The organism is Neolewinella persica DSM 23188 (assembly GCF_000373105.1).
GTDB lineage: Bacteria > Bacteroidota > Bacteroidia > Chitinophagales > Saprospiraceae > Neolewinella > Neolewinella persica.
In genome coordinates this window covers 25,833-44,952 of record NZ_KB890416.1, presented here as the reverse complement: position 1 = coordinate 44,952, position 19,120 = coordinate 25,833, and the positions used below count along the sequence as shown (strand labels likewise).

At 52.9% G+C, this 19,120-nt stretch carries 14 protein-coding genes and 1 tRNA gene; 12 read left to right on the top strand and 3 right to left on the bottom strand.

From position 1 onward, the window contains the following. The first annotated feature begins 8 nt into the window (after nucleotides 1–8). The 3 genes from B036_RS0103850 (at nucleotide 9) to B036_RS0103840 (ending at nucleotide 2,246) form a co-directional block, all read left to right on the top strand. Nucleotides 9–728, top strand: a complete 720-nt coding sequence (locus B036_RS0103850; protein ID WP_020567369.1) for a c-type cytochrome — start codon at nucleotides 9–11, stop codon at nucleotides 726–728. 4 nt (nucleotides 729–732) lie between these two features. Then, nucleotides 733–1,110, top strand: coding sequence for a hypothetical protein (locus B036_RS0103845; protein WP_020567368.1), 378 nt, complete (start codon nucleotides 733–735; stop codon nucleotides 1,108–1,110). A 278-nt stretch (nucleotides 1,111–1,388) separates the two neighbouring features. After that, nucleotides 1,389–2,246, top strand: a complete 858-nt coding sequence (locus B036_RS0103840; RefSeq protein ID WP_020567367.1) for a DUF5777 family beta-barrel protein — start codon at nucleotides 1,389–1,391, stop codon at nucleotides 2,244–2,246. Between the two features lie 93 nt (nucleotides 2,247–2,339). On the opposite strand, the gene B036_RS0103835 is transcribed toward B036_RS0103840, so the two are convergent. Then, the gene (locus B036_RS0103835) at nucleotides 2,340–3,065 is read right to left on the bottom strand and encodes a GldM family protein (RefSeq protein ID WP_020567366.1); all 726 of its coding nucleotides are present in this window, start codon (nucleotides 3,063–3,065) and stop codon (nucleotides 2,340–2,342) included. A 195-nt stretch (nucleotides 3,066–3,260) separates the two neighbouring features. On the opposite strand from B036_RS0103835, the gene B036_RS0103830 reads away from it, so the two are divergent. From B036_RS0103830 to B036_RS0103795, 8 genes are all read left to right on the top strand, one after another. Continuing rightward, nucleotides 3,261–3,671: a hypothetical protein gene (locus B036_RS0103830; protein WP_020567365.1), complete on the top strand. Its 411-nt coding sequence runs from the start codon at nucleotides 3,261–3,263 to the stop codon at nucleotides 3,669–3,671. A 71-nt stretch (nucleotides 3,672–3,742) separates the two neighbouring features. Further along, complete coding sequence (locus tag B036_RS0103825) at nucleotides 3,743–8,098, top strand: CusA/CzcA family heavy metal efflux RND transporter (protein WP_020567364.1); 4,356 nt, start codon at nucleotides 3,743–3,745, stop codon at nucleotides 8,096–8,098. A gap of 2 nt (nucleotides 8,099–8,100) precedes the next feature. Beyond that, the gene (locus B036_RS0103820; protein WP_020567363.1) at nucleotides 8,101–9,180 is read left to right on the top strand and encodes an efflux RND transporter periplasmic adaptor subunit; all 1,080 of its coding nucleotides are present in this window, start codon (nucleotides 8,101–8,103) and stop codon (nucleotides 9,178–9,180) included. 264 nt (nucleotides 9,181–9,444) lie between these two features. Beyond that, nucleotides 9,445–9,921 (top strand): RNA polymerase sigma factor, encoded by a 477-nt coding sequence (locus tag B036_RS0103815; protein WP_020567362.1) that lies wholly within the window; start codon nucleotides 9,445–9,447, stop codon nucleotides 9,919–9,921. A gap of 2 nt (nucleotides 9,922–9,923) precedes the next feature. After that, the gene (locus tag B036_RS0103810; RefSeq protein ID WP_020567361.1) at nucleotides 9,924–10,475 is read left to right on the top strand and encodes a hypothetical protein; all 552 of its coding nucleotides are present in this window, start codon (nucleotides 9,924–9,926) and stop codon (nucleotides 10,473–10,475) included. Between the two features lie 102 nt (nucleotides 10,476–10,577). Further along, the gene (locus B036_RS0103805) at nucleotides 10,578–10,946 is read left to right on the top strand and encodes a hypothetical protein (protein ID WP_020567360.1); all 369 of its coding nucleotides are present in this window, start codon (nucleotides 10,578–10,580) and stop codon (nucleotides 10,944–10,946) included. Nucleotides 10,947–11,065: 119 nt separating this feature from the next. After that, nucleotides 11,066–12,904: a Xaa-Pro dipeptidyl-peptidase gene (locus B036_RS0103800; protein ID WP_020567359.1), complete on the top strand. Its 1,839-nt coding sequence runs from the start codon at nucleotides 11,066–11,068 to the stop codon at nucleotides 12,902–12,904. A gap of 140 nt (nucleotides 12,905–13,044) precedes the next feature. After that, nucleotides 13,045–13,129, top strand: a tRNA-Tyr gene (locus B036_RS0103795). Between the two features lie 301 nt (nucleotides 13,130–13,430). Here B036_RS0103795 and B036_RS0103790 read toward each other — a convergent pair. After that, nucleotides 13,431–15,203, bottom strand: a complete 1,773-nt coding sequence (locus B036_RS0103790; protein WP_026231665.1) for a DUF885 domain-containing protein — start codon at nucleotides 15,201–15,203, stop codon at nucleotides 13,431–13,433. A gap of 425 nt (nucleotides 15,204–15,628) precedes the next feature. Here B036_RS0103790 and B036_RS0103785 point away from each other — a divergent pair, with 425 nt between their 5' ends. Beyond that, nucleotides 15,629–16,123: a hypothetical protein gene (locus tag B036_RS0103785; protein ID WP_020567357.1), complete on the top strand. Its 495-nt coding sequence runs from the start codon at nucleotides 15,629–15,631 to the stop codon at nucleotides 16,121–16,123. Between the two features lie 111 nt (nucleotides 16,124–16,234). Here B036_RS0103785 and B036_RS0103780 read toward each other — a convergent pair whose 3' ends face one another. After that, on the bottom strand, nucleotides 16,235–19,108 hold the full coding sequence (locus B036_RS0103780; RefSeq protein ID WP_020567356.1) for a DUF7619 domain-containing protein: 2,874 nt from the start codon (nucleotides 19,106–19,108) through the stop codon (nucleotides 16,235–16,237). Nucleotides 19,109–19,120: the final 12 nt, after the last annotated feature.

Below are 19,120 nucleotides of genomic sequence, written 5' to 3'. Positions count from 1 at the left end.
AAACCAACATGAAATTTCACGTACATCATTTTGCCGCCGCGGCCTTACTCCTTTTACTTTTCATCGCGGCCTGCACCACCGATCCCATCATTCCTGCCGGAGGCATAATAGAAGACCCTCCCGTGGAGGATCCCGCCGAGACCAATCCCTGCCCGGAAGGCGTTGTTTCCTTTCAATTTGAAATTCTTCCCATCATGGTCTCCGCCTGTGGTTACAGCGCATGCCACGACCGGGCCTCCCACCGGGAAGGAGTTATTCTGGTCGACTACGAAAGTATCCGTCGGGAAGTCCGCCCCGGTGACGCAGGACGCAGTGATCTCTACAAGTCCATTACCGAGGACCCCAACGACGAGGACTTTATGCCTGAGAGGCCTGCGGCACCACTTACCAGTGAACAAACTGACCTCATCCGCGACTGGATCAACCAGGGAGCAGAGAATACCGATTGTGGCATACCCTGTGACCCGACACAAACGTCCTTTAGCGAAGACATTTTCCCCATTCTTAAAGACTATTGCGTCGGCTGCCACGGGAATAACCGGGAAGACGGCGGGGTAAACCTTTCTTCTCACGCCGAGATACTCGCCTCCGTCAACAATGGTTCACTGATCGGCGCCATGAAACGCGAAATATCCTTCGCCCCCATGCCACCACTGGGCAGCTTCGTCAGTAGTTGCCGTATTGCTCAGATAGAAAACTGGATCGCCGCCGGCGCCCCCAACAACTAAATCTATGATCCGCCAACTAGTGCTATCTCTCCTATCCGGCTTACTGCTCACCGCCTGCTATTACGATAATGAAGAAGACCTTTTTCAGTACGTCGATCAAGGCAGCGCGGACTGTGCAGTAATGACCGCCGAATTCACCGCCGATATCGTCCCCATTCTCACCGCTTATTGTAACCGCTGCCACCGCGATGGGCGCACCGACGGCAATGTTAACCTGGAAGGCTACGACCGCGTCAGCCCCTACGCCAATGATGGGTCTTTGCTCGGCGCTGCTAAACACGAAGCTGGATATTTCGCCATGCCGCCAAGCGGAGGCACTATTCCTGCCTGTGACCTTCAAAAACTGACCGTCTGGATTGAAGCCGGTGCGCTAAATAACTAAGGGGTATTGAAAAATTTGCCCCGTGCGGTTACATGAAGTGATATTATATGACCAGAGGCGCGACTGCAAGGGACAACCGTGAAGGATGTCCCTACTGGAATTACTCAGTGGGGCGACCGCAAGGGATTTCCCCTACTGGCGGCTAAGAAAATAGCCGCGTTCGCTTCGCGAACGCAAATCATCCCAAGTGGCCAACGTATAAACAGGCCTAACTCAACTATGACGTCTCGGCTTCACACTAAGAATTATCACTACTACAATTAAGTTCTATCTCAATTATGATCACACGCTCGCTGCTCCTTCTAGCCACCCTGTTGCTGCTCACCACTGCCGACCTCCAGGCCCAAGCGGAAAAATATACGACTGCGACCTTCCGTGGTACCCGCGTCATCAACGGCCACTCCGTTGAGATGCTCCGCCAGGGGGAGATGGAAATGATCATTAACCATCGTTTCGGGCGTTTCAATGAAGGCTTCAACGAGTTGTTCGGTCTCGACCAAGCCAACATCCGTATCGGTTTTGATTACGGTATTCGTGATTGGATCAGCGTCGGCGCAGGCCGAAGTTCCCTGGGTAAGGAGTTCGACGGTTTCCTGAAACTGCGACTGTTGCGACAACGGTTAGCGGGGCAAGGCTTCATGCCTTTCTCCCTGACGTTCTTCAGTAGTACGGCTTACAACTCCGCTCAGGTTACTGACCAGGCGCGGCCGCTGGCCTGGCAAAACCGAATGGCTTTCACTTCTCAGTTTTACCTCGCCCGTAAGTTTTCGGACTGGCTATCGGCTCAGTTGATGCCCTCCTACGTCCACTATAATCTGGTGACGACCAATAACCAGTCCAACGATTTGATTTCAGTTGGCGCGGCCTTCCGGTACAAGGTGTCAAAGAACTTCGCCATCACCGGAGAATACTTCTACAACATCAGCGGGGAAGTACTTACCGGAGCCACCAATCCGCTATCCTTTGGTGTCGATATTAATACCGGAAGCCACGTATTCCAGCTCCACCTCACCAACAGTACTGCCATGATTGAAAAGCAGTTTATTGGTGAGACCAGCGGAAACTGGCTCGACGGGGACATCCACCTTGGGTTTAATATGGTGCGGACGTTTAAGGTTAAGGGGCGGCGGTATTAGGTGGCGCGGGCGCAGGTGCAAGGAAGGTTGTAATAAGCAAGAATTGGAATACTCTTCAGGTTCCACCCCTTCCTCCCAAAAACATCAACGATATCATTTGACCTCAAAAACCATATTCGGTGCATATTGAACAACGTCCGCTCCGGGGCATTGATAACGTATCTGCCGGAAAATAATCAAGTCTCCGGGTTGAATCAGCTGTATCGCTTCAACAATCTCTTCACTGAACCTACTGCCGGCGACTTGATAGCTTTGCTTACCGTATTCACAGGCAATGGTCAGTTCATACGCTTTTATGGAGCACCGGAGGTTAATATTCAGATTCAGTACCTCCGCGATTAGTCCCCTTTGCTCTTTTACTACCCTTCGATTAATACTAGGATCCTGTCCGCTATAATTCCCCAGAAAGATGGTCGCTGGCAAAGGGTTTACATCAAGCCCCAGAGTATCATAACGGCTCCCCAAGCGAGCCACTAAATTCACGACACCCATTTCCGGTCGGACATGCCAAGCCCCGTATTCATGCTTTAGCTCAAGCAATACAGGTCTTGGTCCGCCCGCGTTTTGGTATAACCACCAATCATTTTGAAATATCCCCACCAGTTCAGGTTGTGGGCAGGTATCGGGCAGTTTCACTAGTTTGATCGCGTTCGAATATCCGGCAAAGAGCCCTCTTTCAGGGAGGACCACCAAATCACCTTGGGCCAAAACGGACTTCATAAGGCAGCAGACCAGCAAAAAAAGAACGATTATAACTCTCATCGTTACCGGAACGGTAACGTCGTTAATGGTATTATTGATTTTAGCCAATTTGGGCATCCACAGGCCGATCTAGCACAACGCTTTCTAAACCATAAACATCACAGGGTCTTTGGTTGATGCTTCCGTACTACACTGCTTAAGTTAGACAAAAAAGAAGTCGTTCCTGCCCCACTATCAAGACTCCTTCCAAATTTTCGGTATGCGACCTACATCACAGTGTAAAGTAGTTCAGGTCACGTACCTTGCGACTACATGAAGACCACTAGTTTCCATCGTGCGCTTTTACTCCTGGCCGGGCTCTTACTCAGCCTGCATTCACTGGTGCCCCACGTTCACAGCGGACATAGCGATAGCTCCGGAGAAGTGTCGGCCGAGATTATTCCCGGAACGAATGGTGACTTACTAGGTCTGCTTCAGAATTTCTTTACCAACACCGATCTCGGCGAAGACCATCTGGAGCACTTCTCTTCCGATAACCATGCCACGCTGGACCTTGAGGTAATAGCCTTGTTGCCTCCGGCCGATCTCCCGACCATCGTTTTAGCACCCCGTGCGTTAAACCCCGCTATCCGTCGCCAACGTGTGTTTCGGAGCCGACACTTTCCGCCGGCCGGTGTTTACCCGGATAGAGCTGCTCCCCGCGGACCGCCCGCACTAGCTTAGCCTTTTTTAATCCCCCATACCGGCATCCGTCGGCAAGGGTCTTTTTGTCTTTTTGCTAAGCGTTATCTACCATGTTTGATGCTATTATCAGGTTCTCTCTGGAGAACAAACTGATCGTACTGCTCGGCGTCCTCGCCCTCGGTATCATCGGTGTTTTCTCCGCCTCCCAAATCCCGCTGGACGCCGTCCCCGACATCACCAACAACCAGGTGCAGATCGTCAGCGTTGCGCCAACCTTTGCTCCCGAAGAAGTGGAACAACTCATCACCTACCCACTCGAAGCGTCGATGACCAACATTCCCGACGTTGTGGAGGTGCGGTCCATCTCCAGGTATGGTCTTTCCGTGATCACCATCGTTTTCGAGGAAGACGTCGAAGTACTCCGGGCCCGCCAGTACGTGCAGGAACAACTGAACGTCGCCGCCGGGGGATTGCCATCAGGAGTGGAGACCGAACTGATGCCGATCACCACTGGCCTGGGCGAGATCTACCAGTACGTATTGACCGTCGACGCAGCGCATGCCCACGAATATGATGCCACCCGGCTGCGGACCATCCAGGACTGGATCGTCAAACGACAGTTGAACGGAACCGAGGGCATCATTGAAGTAAGTAGCTTCGGTGGCTATCTCAAGCAGTATGAAGTCGCCATTGACCCCGTGGCGCTACGCAATTACAACGTCAGCGTCGACCAGGTGATCACCGCGCTGGAAGAAAACAATGAGAACAGCGGGGGCAGTTACCTCGAACGGGGCAGCTATTCCTACTACATCCGTACCGAAGGGCGGGTTAGCACTGAAGCGGACATCATGGCCATTCCCCTCGGGAACGTTGACGGCCCGCCGCTACGCATCCGCGATGTTGCCAAGGTGACCATCGGTAGTGCAAAGCGCTACGGCGCCATGACGATGGACGGCAAGGGGGAGGTCGTTGGTGGCATCACCCTGATGCTCAAAGGAGCGAACTCTTCCGAAGCGCTACGCAACGTCCGTGAGCGAATGGTAACGGTGGAAGCTTCCCTGCCGGAGGGCGTTTCCATTTACCCCTACCTCGACCGGGCCAGCCTGATCGGAAAAACCATCGACACCGTTCAGACCAACCTTATTGAGGGTGGGCTCATCGTGATCTTTGTACTCTTGTTGTTACTCGGCAATCTGCGCGCGGGGCTCATCGTCGCCTCCGTCATCCCCCTCTCCATGCTCTTCGCGCTCATCATGATGCGCTATTTCGGTATTTCTGCGAACCTGATGTCTTTGGGCGCCATCGACTTTGGTATCGTCATTGACGGAGCGGTGATCATCGTGGAAGGGCTGCTGCACGCCCTGGCGGTGGGCTACGTCGGCCGACATCTGACCCAGGGAGAAATGGACCAGGCCGTCCGCAAATCCACCGGCGATATCTACCGCTCCGCCGCCTTCGGCGTACTGATCATCCTGCTCGTCTTTTTACCCATTCTGACCCTGGAAGGCACGGAAGGAAAAACCTTCCGCCCGATGGCACAGGTCGTCAGTTTCGCCATTCTTGGCAGCCTGATCCTCAGCGTTACCTACGTGCCAGTAATGGCCTCCTTGTTCATCTCCAAGAAGATCAGGGCCGAGTCGGGTTTCGCCGCCCGGCTTATGGGCACGCTACAACGTTGGTACCGGCCAGTCGTGCGGGCCGCCGTTAAACATGCCGCTCCTACCCTACTGATTGCACTAGTGGTGCTGGGCGCTTCGCTCTTCGTCTTCAGCCGGATGGGTGGCGAGTTCATCCCAACGCTGGAGGAAGGGGACATTGCGATGCAGCAGGCCATCAAACCCGGCAGTTCCCTGCAGGAAAGCATCCATACCTCGACGATGGCGGAAAAGATCCTGCTCGATAATTTCCCGGAAGTGAAGCACGTCGTTTCCAAAATCGGGACAGCCGAAGTACCGACCGACCCGATGGCCATCGAGGATGCCGACATCATGATCATCCTAAAAGACAAAGAGGAGTGGACCTCGGCCGATAACCGCGAAGATCTCATGGCGATGATGAAAGAAAAGCTGACACCGATCAACTGGGCTTCCTTTGATTTCACCCAGCCCATCCAACTTCGTTTCAACGAGCTGATGACCGGAGCTAAATCCGACATCTCCGTCAAAATCTTTGGGGAAAACGCGGAGACACTCAAGGAGACCGGCGACCATGCCGCCGGAATTATTCAGCGTATCGATGGTGCCGGCGACGTACGCGTTGACCGGACGGACGGGCTGCAGCAACTCTCCGTCAATTATGATCGGGATAAAATGGCGCAGTACGGAATCAATGTCCGGGAGGCCAACCAACTCATCCGGGCAGCCTACGCTGGGGAGATTGTCGGGAACGTCTACGAGGAAGAGCGGAAGTTTGACCTCGTGGTCAGGCTTAACGACCAGTCGCGACAGGAACTGAACCTCGACCAACTGAGCATTACGGCGCGGAACGGCCAGCTGATTCCGCTGAGTGAAGTCGCTTCGGTGGAAGAGCGGGAAAGCCCGATGCTGATTTCCCGGGAGCAGGCCCGCCGATTCATCAATATTGGCGTCAACGTCCGTAACCGCGACGTGGCAAGCCTGGTAGCGGAGATCCAGTTAGCACTTAATGCGGAGCTTGAGTTGCCGCCTGGTTACGAGATTCAATATGGCGGGCAGTTTGAGACCTTGCAGTCGGCCCGCGCTCGTTTATTGGTGGCGGTGCCGCTGGCGTTGGGGCTCATTCTCTTGTTGCTGTACCTTGCTTTCGGGTCCTTCCGGGATGCCCTCGTGATCTTTGTTGCGGTGCCGCTTTCGGCGATCGGTGGAATTCTGGCGCTGGAGCTACGGGGCATGCCGTTCAGTATTTCTTCGGGCATCGGGTTCATCGCCTTGTTTGGCATTTCGGTGCTCAACGGGATTGTCCTGATCAGCGCAATCAAGCATTTGAAGGCCGAGGATTTTCCGGACTTCTCCGCGCTCATCACCGAAGCGGCCGCCACCCGTTTACGGCCCGTGCTGATGACTGCGGCCGTCGCGGCGTTTGGCTTTCTGCCGATGGCGCTTTCCAACGGAAGCGGAGCGGAGGTGCAGCGGCCGCTGGCTACGGTGGTCATTGGTGGCCTGCTTTCCTCCACTTTACTTACGCTCGTTGTGTTGCCTGCGCTGTATTACCTGGTTAACCGTAAGCAGTTTAGGGGTGTGGACTCAGGCGGGAGGGGGCAAGCCCCTCCCTTGCGAAAGGATAGACCAGGGGGCGCGGCCGCAGGTGCAATGGGAGGATTATTAATAGCCATGCTCCTCAGTCCGGGTCTCTCCGCCCAAACCATCGGTAGTTATTCGGAGTTGTACGAATACGCCATCAGCAACCACCCTACCCCGCGCAGCCAGCAACTGGCGATTGCGGCGGAGGGCCTCAACCGGCGGTCAATCGGTGCCTGGTCTCCGCTGGAGGTCGGCTACCAGGGTGGTCAGATAAATACCAAAGAGTTTGACCATAACGTAAGCGTGAGCCAGAACTTTAATCACCTCTTTTTGCGGGGGCCGCGTGCGGAAGTCATCGATGCTCGGGTGGCAGAGTTGGAAGCCGGTCAACTGGTATTCGCCAGAGAACTGGGCCATAAGCTCCGGCGGGCCTATTTAAATTGGGAGCACGAGCACGCCCAGCTTCAGCTACTGGATTCCCTGGCCTTTCGCTACGAGCAATTAAGGACCAATATTGGTGTCCGTATCCAGGCTGGAACACTGGGAGTTCTTGACGAAGAACTCTTTAACCAACAGTTGCGGAACATCCGGCAACAGGTTGTCGCCGCAGAACAAACAGTGGCAGCTGCAGAGACGGAGCTGCGCATCCTTGCTCTTTTACCCGATTCTCTGTACCTGCGGCCCCGCCCCCCGATACTGCTTCCAGTGCCGGGCGACGATGCTGGCAACAACCCGTACCTGGTCACCCTTGATCGCCAGGGCGCACGACTGGAAAAAGAGACCGCACTGGCCAACCGACTGGAACGCCAACCGCAGCTCTCCGCCGGCTATTTCATCCAGACCATCGAGAATGATTTTGCCTTTCAGGGCCTCGCCATCGGTGTTGGTCTCCCACTTGACCGACGGAACCAGAAGGTGCGGTCGGAGCAACTACAGCTACAGCAAGAAAGCCTGGCGAATCAACGGCAGTTGATAACGGACAGCTACAGCGGCCGTATTCGCGCCCTCCGGCAACAAATTGATCGGCTCCGCCCCACGATTACTGAATACGCCAGGGCCAACGATCAAAGCAACGCCCGGATTAGTCGTATCGCCCAACTACAATTTGAGCAGGGCGCCATTGACTTTCTGACCTTCAGCCAGCTCACCGAAAAAGGGCTTGACAATCGCCGCAACTACCTCAACCAACTCTTACAATTTAACCAGCTGGTCATTGAACTGAGCTACCTCACCCAAAATCAGCTTTGATCATGAAATACTTCTTCCTACTCCCCATCTTCGCGCTTTCTTTTTCTGCTTGCCAGCAGGATGCTCCCGCTGAAACACCGATGGAGCAGACCGTCGCTACAGCTCCGAATAAGGCGGTTACCACCGGCCCGGTTGAGCGTCGCATGATCAGCAAGTCCATTGCTTGTACCGGCACCATTGAAATACCTCCGTCGGACCGGATTTCCGTGCATTCCCGAACCTCCGGTCAGGTTTCCGGGCTAAGGCTGATTCCCGGCGACTATGTACGTAAAGGAGGGCTGCTGTGCCGTATATCGAACCCTGCCTTGATTCCCCTGCAAAGGCAGTTACTGGAAACCCGGGCCAGCCTGGCTACCGCCCGGCAGACGCTGGAGCGGCAGCGCATCCTCAGCGCTGGAGAAGCGACCACCGCTGCCGCCCTGCAAGACAGCGAAGGCCGGGTCGCGCTACTGACGGCTACCTATAATGGCCTGAAGAGCGAGTTGCAACAGTACGGCATTGGAGTTGATGCCCTGGAAAACGAAGGGACCTTTCAGAGCAGTGTGAGCATCTATGCGCAGGCTGCCGGGTACATCCATGAGGTCACGGTTAACGAGGGCCGGATGGTGTCGCCTACCGATCAATTAATGGAAATTGCCGGAACGGAACACCTGCACCTGGAACTCATGGTACCGTCGCAACAGATCGGTCGGCTGAAAAAGGGGCAAACCGTCAACTATACCCTCCCCTTCGAGTCGGAGACCGGAACGGCGACCATTGAGAAGATCAACCCGATGGTCAACGATGCTTCTGCTACGCTTCAGGTACACTGTCATTTCAACGGCAAAGACAATGAGAAGCTACTCCCTGGCCTGTTCGTAAACGCCACGGTCCTGACCGGTACTCAAGAGGTGTATGGACTTCCGTTGGACGCCGTGGTCAAGGAAGGGCAGACTTATTTCGCTTTTCAATTCCGTGATGGCACGCACGAAAAGATGGCGCTTCATGACGCCGAGGTCAATGGTGATTTCGTTACTTTTTCTAACGCCCCCGATGGAGATTGGGTAACGGGAGGGGCTTACTACCTTGGGGAGGGTGAATAATCGACTTACCCCTCTCAGGGCTGCCGCATAAGCCCACGGGCATTGCTTCGACAAGCTTTGCCGCCGCCCAATTGCGTGTTATACTCTCATAAGTTCGTCTAAGACGAATTTATGAGAGTATATTTTGGTCCCTGAGTCTGGCGAAAAGACCTGGCACTGTCCTGCCCTGCTCTTCCATCCCCTTACTTTGCCTCCTGCGGCCGCGCAAAAAAAATCTTCCTGCCTTCGTAAGATTTTGTCCAATACCGCTACTAATGAAGCAGTATGACAACCGAAATTATTTTTCAACAACTTCTTAAAGAGCACATCGGCATCCTCCACAAAGTGAGCCGGCTTTACGCCGATTCTCCTGCCGACCGGGAAGACCTGATGCAGGAAATTGCCTACCAGCTATGGAAAGCATTCCCATCCTTCCGGGGAGACAGCAAGAGCGGCACCTGGGTGTACCGCGTTGCCCTCAATACCGCGCTGGGGCGTATCCGGAAACGCAAGCCGCTCATCAGCTACCGTGCGCTGGTACCCGAATACGGCGAACCGCCAGAAGATGACGACAGCCCGATGCAACGTCTTTTTGCCGCTATTCGGCAGCTTCCAAAGACGGACCGGGCTCTGATTGCGCTATTTTTTGAAGATCTCAGCCATGACGAAATCGGACGGGTACTTGGCGTTACCGAAAACAACGTTGCCGTTCGTTTGCACCGCATCAAAGCCAAATTAAAAAACCTCTTAAACCAAAATTGATCATGGATTTTAACGAACAAAAAAAACAATGGCAAGCTGCTGGCACTACAGATGCTTCGAACTGGAGTGCGGCCAACCTAAACCAGCACTGGGACCACCCCCGTCTTCGTTCCCTCAAGCGGCAACTCGTTTTCGAAACCGTTTGCTGGTTACTTTTCCTGGTGCTTTTTTATACTGGTTTGGACGGTCATCTAAAGCCAGTTGGTTGGAACGTTGCCCTGGCAGCAGGCCTGGTTTTACTCATTGCTCACGGTATCCTTGGCTACCGGTTGGCGGGCCGGGCAGTTGGCGCAGCTCCGCTGCGCCAGGCACTGACCAGTCAGCTGCACGCACTACGGCGCTACAGTTGGTTTTCCATGACATTGCGAACCGTTACCCTGCTTATTTTCTTTGGTTTCCTGGTTTCCAACGTTACCGGCCTGTTGGATACACCTCGTGTTTGGCTCGTAGGTACCATTCTGATCTGGACCGGTGTAGCCCTGCTCGTCAACTATCTGATCTGGCGAAAGCACTTCCGAGAGCTGGAGGCTACGCTTGCGGAATTAGGGGAGTAGGGTTTAGGGTTCAGTTTTCAGGCGTTTTTCATTTGGACCAGGAACTTTCCGCCCCTTCAAGCCATTATCGGAGCACAATCTTTTCACCAAAATCCTATTCCGATGAATAAGGCTGAATACCGCCAGGCGTGCGAGCAGTTCGACAAGGATTTTGCCCTCCGCGCCTACTATATCCGTCAGCAATTCGAACAGGCTGACGTTAATTTTATCTTCATGGGAACCGCCGAGGCACGCGCCCGGGTGGCCGCTCAACTTAAGGCTTCTCATGAGACAAAGATCGATGAAATGCTGGCCGACAGCCGCCGTGAGCTGGAGTTGATCTACTTTGGTCCTGAAGGTCGTGAGGAGGTAGCAGAAAAGCATGACGACAAGAAAATAGTCCCTGATATTCCATCTGCTACCGTGGTCAAAATGGAAGCGCCAGGTTTTTGGCTCCGATTGCAACGGGCTTACCTGGCGGCCTTTTGGTAAGGTGTCAGTATAATCGCAAGAAGACCGGACGCCCGTAGGTCCTCCATAGCTTCGCCTGAGGCGGCGTTATGGAGGACGCTGCGAGGTCCGGTTTCCTATCAAAACATTATCTTGGGGACATGAAAAAATTAAGCTCCCTGCTCTTCCTCCTTTTGGCTGTAACAGCTGGCCTGGTGGCCCAGGCTGAAGACAAAGCCCAACCAGTCTTCAAAGACGGTGAGGCCCAGATCGTTCCCGCCTTCGAAAACCCGGACGATTGGATTCGGCACGATCTTTTTGTAGAAACCACCTTCGATACGGACGGTGATGGTAAACCGGACCGGGTGCACGTTGATGTGACCCGACCGAAGCAGACAGAAACTGAGGGATTAAAACTACCCGTGATCTATGCCTCCAGCCCGTACTACGCTGGCGTAGCCCGGGGGGGGCAGGAACTGTTCTGGAATGTCCGGCACGAACTCGGCGAACCGGCGCCTGAAGACCATGTCCACCCTGAAGTTACCCGGACTGGTGAGCGCCCGATTATCTCCAATTCAGAAGTCAAGAAATGGGTACCCCGTGGTTACATTGTCGTGCACTCCTGCTCTCCTGGCACCGGGCTTTCGCAAGGCTCCCCTACAGTGGGCGGTGAGAATGAATCTCTTGCGCCGAAGGCCGTCATCGATTGGCTCAACGGACGGGCTAAGGGCTACTCAGAACCCTACGGTAACGTTGAAGTAAAGGCGACCTGGACCACGGGAAAGGTTGGCATGACCGGCACTTCCTACAACGGCACCCTACCCCTGGCCGCCGCCACTACCGGCGTGGAGGGCCTGGAAGCAATCATCCCCATTGCCCCAAACACGAGTTATTATCACTATTACCGGTCCAACGGCCTGGTCCGTAGCCCCGGTGGTTACCTCGGAGAAGACATTGACGTACTGTACGACTTCATTCACAGCGGCGATGAGTCCAAGCGGGCCTACAACAACAAGGTCACCCGAAATACGGAAATGAAAAACGGTATGGACCGGATTACGGGAGACTACAACGACTTCTGGGCCGGCCGTGACTACCTTAACCATATGGACGGCATGAAGGCTGCGCTGCTAATGAGTCACGGTTTCAATGACTGGAACGTGATGCCCGAGCACAGCTACCGCATCTACGCCAAAGCGAAAGAGATGGGCCTGCCGACTCAAGTCTATTACCATCAGGATGGACACGGAGGCCCACCGCCCATCAAGATGATGAACCGGTGGTTTACCCGCTATCTGCACGGCGTAGAAAACGGTGTGGAAAAAGATAGTGAAGCCTGGATTGTGCGCGAGCGTGACGAACGCGAAGACCCAACTCCTTACGATGACTATCCGAATCCCGGAGCCGCCGATGTTTCGCTCTACCCCGGAATGGGAGGAGCCCCTGGCCGGGGAACCCTGGGCACAACGCTGACCAGAACTACCAAGACAGAAACATTTACCGATAATTATTCCTTTAAAGCGGAAGCTTTGGCGGATGCAGAATTCACTAAACACCGGCTGATCTACGTCACGCCCACCCTGAAAACCGACGTCCACATTTCTGGCACGCCCCGCGTCACCGTAAAACTGGCTGCCGATAAGCCGGCCGCAAACCTCTCTGTCTACCTCGTTTCCCTGCCCTGGGAGAGTGGTCGCAGGACCGTCATTACCGACAACCTTATTACCCGCGGCTGGGCCGACCCGCAAAATGCCAAATCTATTCGCAAAAGCGAACCGCTGAAACCCGGTAATTTTGTTACTGTCTCCTTTGACCTAATGCCCGACGACCAGATTATCCGGGCGGGGCAGCAGATCGGGCTGATGATTTTTTCCAGCGACAAGGAATTTACCCTGCAGCCTGAACCGGGTACGGAAGTGACCGTGGACCTGGGTGGGACGATGGTTACCCTGCCGGTGGTGGGGGGGAGTGAGGCGCTTAAGGCGGCGTTTGAGGAGTAAGCTTACATCTTTTTGAAAAGTTGGAGTGGGCCGACACCAAAGTGCTGAAACCCGCATGTTTCCTCAGGTCCAACTTTTTAAAAAATTGTATTAGGGGGTCTGCAACTTTCAACCTGCCCACCAGCATTTACAACCTATCAGGGATGATAGCGCGTAACTGGTAGCGTCGGCGGCTGTAACCCGTCTGTCTTAACGATCTTGGAGGTTCGAGTCCTTCTCATCCCACTTTCACGGCAGTTAGGAATGTCGGTTCCTTCGGTTGAATTATGAGGTAACCCCTCGTATACCTGGTTCAAATCCAGGCAGGTCCACCAATTATATCCAAAGCAAAACGGGCCTGCTTTATACACCGGCCCCGGTTTTCTCCGTGATTTTATTTAGAAGCGGTCCGTAGATAAATTATCTGCGAACCGCTTCTTCATTCTGGGCATATAGAGAGGCCATTAAGTAGCCCGATGGTATTTGCCCTCTCCATGCTGAACCACCTCGGCTTCGCTCGGCGATAAGGAGATATATAAGCGACTATTTACTTCTCCATCCACTCCACCACCATAGTTTCCAGCACCGCCAATGGTACACAGCCGGGGCTCAGGACCAGGTTATGGAACTCCTTGATGTCAAATTCATCTCCCATCTGCGTCTCCGCCTTTGCGCGGAGTTCACTGATCTTAAGCTGGCCGATCTTATAGCTGAGGGCCTGACCGGGGATGGCCATGTATCGTTCAATCTCCGCCGTGATGCTTGCCTCCGATTCCGCTTCATGGTCCAGACTGTACTGGATCGCCTTTTCCCGGCTCCAGCCTTTGGAGTGGATGCCAGTATCTACCACCAGGCGGATGGCACGGTGCATTTCAGCACTCAGCATCCCGAAGTACTGGTAAGGATCATCGTATAAGCCAAGCTCTTCGCCCAGACTTTCGCAGTAGAGTGCCCAACCTTCACCGTAGGCGGAGTACCAGAGAGAGCGGCGAAAATCAGGCAGGTCCTCATTCTCCTGAGTAAGACTTACCTGGTAATGGTGGCCCGGAATGGCTTCGTGAAGAAAAAGGTCTTCGTCACTAAAGATGTTATAGGTTTCTACGTCAGGAATGGGAACGTAAAAGATACCGGGACGGGTGCCGTCCTGGCTACCGGGGTTGTACTCCGCCGAAGCGCTTGCTTCGCGAAAGGCCTCCGTACGACGTACTTCAAAAGACGTTTTGGGGGTCTGGTCAAAAAGCTTGGCTAACTGGGGCTTCATCTTTTCATGGATGGCGTTAAAATTAGCGATCACTTCTTCCGGTTTGGTGAATGGGCGCAGTTCAGGCTTTACCCTTACTTCGTCAAAGAACTGTTTCAGGTCTCCGGTGAAGCCTACCTGTGCCTTCACCTGCTCCATTTCGCTGGTCAGGCGGGCAACTTCTTTAAGGCCCAGTTGGTGAATTTCGTCCGCCGTCATGTTGGTGGTGGTGTACAGCTTAATCAGATGGTTATAATAGGCGGCCCCATCCGGGATTTCACTGATGCCGCTGGAGGTTCGGCTCGCGGGGCGGTACTCATCGTTTACGTAGGCCGCTACCCGGCGGAACCGATCAATCAGACGGGTGACCATTGTGCCATAATCGGCCTTGATCCGATTTTGATCAACGGGGCTGATCTCATCACTCATGGCCAATACAGGACCGTAGTAGAGGTGATCCTCGAGTGGTTCCCGGGTCATGGCTTCCAGTTGCGGCAGCAGCTTGTCGGTCAGGCTTTGTGGTAAAACATAGCCCGCCTGGATACCACGGTCCATGTTCACGACTGCCGTATCCAACATAGCGTTGAAGCTTTCCAGGCGTGCCAACCAGTTATCGTAGTCTTCTATGGTAACGAAAGGTTGAGCACTCTGCCCGCTGGCCAGCTGACCGATCATTAAGTGAAAACCATTGAATTGATCCAGTGGAAGCAATTCCGTACTGAATTCGAGTCCTTCCAGGTTAATGTCACATTCCCATTTCAGCACGTCATAACTCACCCGTTCAGTAGGGTTGAGGGAAGACCTGTCGAAAGCGTTGAGTTCGTCCAGCGAACCCTGAAAAAATGCAGCCACCTGATTCTTATACTCCTTAGTTAGTGAATTCGGCAACTGGTCATTATAGCGGTTATCACCGATAAAGGTGGCCTCGAGCGGGTACAGCTCAAGACGCATTTCGTAATACTCCTCTAATAGATCCGTAAATGATTCATTCGTTGTTGCGGGCACAGGATTCTCGGTAGAAACGGGCTCACTACCGCAGGCAAAGAGCAGGAACAATAGTAAAAGTGGAAAGAAACGCATGAGTTTGCAGGATTGGATGAAGCACTAAGGTACAGTGGAGAATAAGAGAACGAGTGAACGCCGTTGGCAGAAGTAGCTAATGTTTAGGTTAACCTACGCTGCGCAGTGAGTGCTTCATTCCCGGTCCTCCTATTATTCCATTAGCTGCGCTGTTGCCTTCGACTGTCTCTCTTCTACCTTTCAGGCGGGGCCGCAGGTGCATAGTAATGGTTAAATGGCAACGTCAGGCACACTAAAATTAGGGGCCAATTTCTTCCGATAAATAAATTTTCGCAACCGATGCATCATTTCCGTAACGCTTTATGGATTCAATGCATATAATATCGTCCTCTTCTTGGGCGGGTTTCCCTCCTGAGAATTACTTTTGTTAAAACATCAATTCACCCAGGGTACTTCCCACCCGAGGTACCCGCAGTTATTATTCTATGAAAAACCTCCTACGTTTAATTGCCCTCACCCTTTGTCTTTGCTTCGCTTACCAGACCGAAGCAGTAGCACAGGATTACAAATCAGCCGTTGGCCTTCGTCTGGGTTACCCCTGGGCAGCCAGCTACAAAACTTTCATTTCCGAATCGAGCGCCATCGAGGCTTTCGTCGGTTACCGCGGCTACTCCAGCTTCAGCTGGATTACCATCAATGGTGCCTACCAGATTCATAATGACATCAGTTCCGTCGACGGCCTTCAATGGTACTACGGTGGCGGTGCCGGCGTCCAGCTATGGAACTCTGAATTCTTCGATGGTGGAGAAACTACTTTCTCCGTTTCTGGCTACCTCGGCCTGCAGTACACTTTCGCCGATGCCCCCGTCTCGGTAACTGCTGACTGGGTGCCCACCTTCTTCCTTGGAGATGGCTTCGGCACCGGTGGTTTTGGTGGTGGCTACGGCAACCTCGCGGTACGCTACGTACTTGGTCGGTAGGCTACAGTATCACTCACAACAACTACGGACAAGGGAGTCAGGGCTTATGGGCGCTGGCTCCCTTGCTACGTAAAGGAAGAAAGGAAAGAGCTAACGGCCATTTCATTCCGTTTACCGCACCACATTGATTTTCTCCACCTTTACTGCACCACTTTGTACGTCCGTGAGCCGTAGGAGGTAAGTTCCAACGGGTAGTTCGGCCAGTTCCAATTGATAGCTACGCTGAAAGACAAAGTCTTGTATGCCGCGACCGAGCAAACTGAGCAGCTCTCCCCGTAATTTGGTATTACGGTCATATAGCACCTGAAGTAAACCATTGGTTGGATTAGGAAACACCTCCAATCGGCCCGGTAAAGGCTCCCAGGTAGCGACGGGGGCATCTCCCCCCATACAGTCGTCATCGATGCCATTGCCCGGGATCTCGGGTGCCCCGGGAGAAATGAACTCGTTTTCATCGTCACACTCATTCCAGAAGAAGAAACCGTCCATGTCCTCGTCAAGAAATTCAACCAGTGTACTGGTCACAGTATTGGTGATGACTGGGGCGTTGAAGTCGAAGAAGATGCCGGCGGTGTTATTGACTGAAGTAAATTCTTCGAGTCCGGGCTTCGTGGATATTTCAAAGGAGACAAAACCATTACTTTTCACTTGGTTAGTTGTACTGTCGGGCAGGAGTATATCCTCAAAAAGAAAGGTTGCAAGTCCATCTTCCGTCAGCGATGCCGTGTAAGGGTGGCTCGCCGCAAGTGGTTTGAACGTCTCCAGGTCCAGGTCTCCAGGCAACTGGTCTTCGATGCGAACAGTGAAGGCCGTGTCGTTGCCGGTATTCTGAAAGCGGACGGTGTAGGTCAGGGTTTCGTCGAAGCGGGTGTAGTTGGAGTTGCTGGGTTCGGGGCGATTGGGGTAGACTTGCTTATCATTGGGGTCGATGGCGCAGCGGAGGGTGTCGGTGTAAACCAACGTATCCGTAATAACAGCATTGGTTAAAGGATCAAAAGCTTCAATTTCTGCACCCATTGAAATAGGCTGCCCCACCGCCTCCTCTCCGGGCATTTGCAGGTTAATCACAAAAATTTGCTCCTCCCCGATTTTCAAAGAATCGATGCTCCACCCTAAGGTGTTGTCTATGTTGGTTGCCGGGGAAGGAACCGGGGTTCCCATCAATGTAACGTTTTCTGGAATCGAGATAAACGCCTCAATATTTTCAAGATCCGTGCAACCGTTGTTGACGACCCTGAACGCCACTCGGCTTTGAAAACCGCAGCGCGAAGCGGAAAAAGGGAATATTCCTCCTTTCACGGAAGGGTCACCCATTTCCATTGGCTGAAACCCTATGTTAAAAAACACATTACTATCTGGGTTCGCTACAAAAACTAGGTTCGAATCCGTAGTGATTTCATAACAAGGTGGAGCAACCGGTGAAACTTCATATGCCACGCCAGCACGCGTAAATAATTTCCCTCGTCCTTCCCGATTGGAGAAAAGACGACCAGCAGTACCGTCTCCAGTATAGTTTATCGCATAGTTGGGCATGGCAGGCTCATTAGCCTGGGCAACACCGTCTCCGTTGACGTCTCGAAAAACCCGCGCTCGAAGGGCACCTCCGGGAGCAGCAGACACACTAGCCGTTACATATTGCGCACTGAAAGGCGTTGTTTCCGGGGTTACTCCGAACAGAAACAAATGATCTTCCTGAGGGTGCATTCTAAAATCCCCAAAAGCCAGGGGCAGGTCAATCTGCCCGAGCTCTTCCGTTGGAGGATAGTAAGCGTATAACAATGTAGCGGTATCAGTAGGGACAGAAATGAATACATTATCCAATGCTGCGGTAAGTCTTTTAAAACCATTGGGCAAGCCTAATTCGTCTATGTCAAACAGAAGCCTGGTGCCGCCTGGGGTACCGTCTGTTCGATAATACCGATTACTATTATTTCCGTCTCCAGGTAAATCCAGTACAATATCATTGCCATCTTTTCCACGGATACTACCAACGAGCGAAGAAGATATATCTGGACGATGAACCAGATTAAGTAGTTCGCTTTCCCCCGTAGCGGCATCCAAACCATATAAAACTCCGCCAACATCATAAACGAAGCGTTCACCGTCTAAGTGATAGAGTCTTGTAAAAGGGCCCGGCAACTCTATTTCTTTTGCCCGTTCATCTCCTTCCTTGAGTAATAAAACCGTCGATGGATCACTACCTCTCTCCGACTTTCCGTACAAGTAGTCACCTGCTCGGCCTAAGCGTATCCAATTAGTACCCGTTCGAGCGGGGGCTACCTGCCGAATACTATCCGATGCAGGTGAATATACCCAAAGGCTTAATCCAACTTGTGAATCTTCCCAATTCGCATAACGGGAAAAGACCACCTCATCTCCAAGTTGGTAAGTCAGTGCCAAAAAAGGATCATATGATAGGGTATCGCTAAATAATGTATTATAGCCACTCTCACCATAACGGTGCTCCAGCAGTTCCATAATATATCGCCCTGCAGGGAGAACAAACAAAGGACGGACATTATTGACGTATATACGGTCGTCTGTTGCAACAATGCTTTTTTGATCTGTAGGAAGCGATAACCCGGAATAAAATAGGTCTTCAATCAACATCGATTCCGGTTCATCCAGCGAGTTATCAAACCTAAGTAACTGAGAAAAATCATGTACAATCCAAGCACTCGAATCAGACGATCCGATGGGGTCAAAGAAAAAGCCCGCAAACTCATCAAGCGTTTCTCCGCTACCGGCTATGGTTCCGTCGGTACGATAGGCTAAAGTGAATCCACCATCTTTATAGACCAGGGTATTGTTGGGCGTAAGGTTGTAAAACGTTCCGTCGGTTACGCGTGCTAAGCTGGGAAAATCGAGCGGAGCAGGGTCCGGAATATCCGTAACCTTCAAGCCTCCTTTTTGGGCATAAAGTTGGTTAACTAGCAAAAAAGAAAACAGGCAGAAGACCCAGCGGGTAAGGCGGTTAACAGTCATTGGTGTTTATTT

Excerpts from the sequence above, each read along its gene's own strand:
- B036_RS0103850 (WP_020567369.1), top strand. The coding sequence starts at position 9 with ATGAAATTTCACGTACATCATTTTGCCGCCGCGGCCTTACTCCTTTTA.
- B036_RS0103845 (WP_020567368.1), top strand. The coding sequence starts at position 733 with ATGATCCGCCAACTAGTGCTATCTCTCCTATCCGGCTTACTGCTCACC.
- B036_RS0103840 (WP_020567367.1), top strand. The coding sequence starts at position 1,389 with ATGATCACACGCTCGCTGCTCCTTCTAGCCACCCTGTTGCTGCTCACC.
- B036_RS0103835 (WP_020567366.1), bottom strand. The coding sequence starts at position 3,065 with ATGCCCAAATTGGCTAAAATCAATAATACCATTAACGACGTTACCGTT.
- B036_RS0103830 (WP_020567365.1), top strand. The coding sequence starts at position 3,261 with ATGAAGACCACTAGTTTCCATCGTGCGCTTTTACTCCTGGCCGGGCTC.
- B036_RS0103825 (WP_020567364.1), top strand. The coding sequence starts at position 3,743 with ATGTTTGATGCTATTATCAGGTTCTCTCTGGAGAACAAACTGATCGTA.
- B036_RS0103820 (WP_020567363.1), top strand. The coding sequence starts at position 8,101 with ATGAAATACTTCTTCCTACTCCCCATCTTCGCGCTTTCTTTTTCTGCT.
- B036_RS0103815 (WP_020567362.1), top strand. The coding sequence starts at position 9,445 with ATGACAACCGAAATTATTTTTCAACAACTTCTTAAAGAGCACATCGGC.
- B036_RS0103810 (WP_020567361.1), top strand. The coding sequence starts at position 9,924 with ATGGATTTTAACGAACAAAAAAAACAATGGCAAGCTGCTGGCACTACA.
- B036_RS0103805 (WP_020567360.1), top strand. The coding sequence starts at position 10,578 with ATGAATAAGGCTGAATACCGCCAGGCGTGCGAGCAGTTCGACAAGGAT.
- B036_RS0103800 (WP_020567359.1), top strand. The coding sequence starts at position 11,066 with ATGAAAAAATTAAGCTCCCTGCTCTTCCTCCTTTTGGCTGTAACAGCT.
- B036_RS0103790 (WP_026231665.1), bottom strand. The coding sequence starts at position 15,203 with ATGCGTTTCTTTCCACTTTTACTATTGTTCCTGCTCTTTGCCTGCGGT.
- B036_RS0103785 (WP_020567357.1), top strand. The coding sequence starts at position 15,629 with ATGAAAAACCTCCTACGTTTAATTGCCCTCACCCTTTGTCTTTGCTTC.
- B036_RS0103780 (WP_020567356.1), bottom strand. The coding sequence starts at position 19,108 with ATGACTGTTAACCGCCTTACCCGCTGGGTCTTCTGCCTGTTTTCTTTT.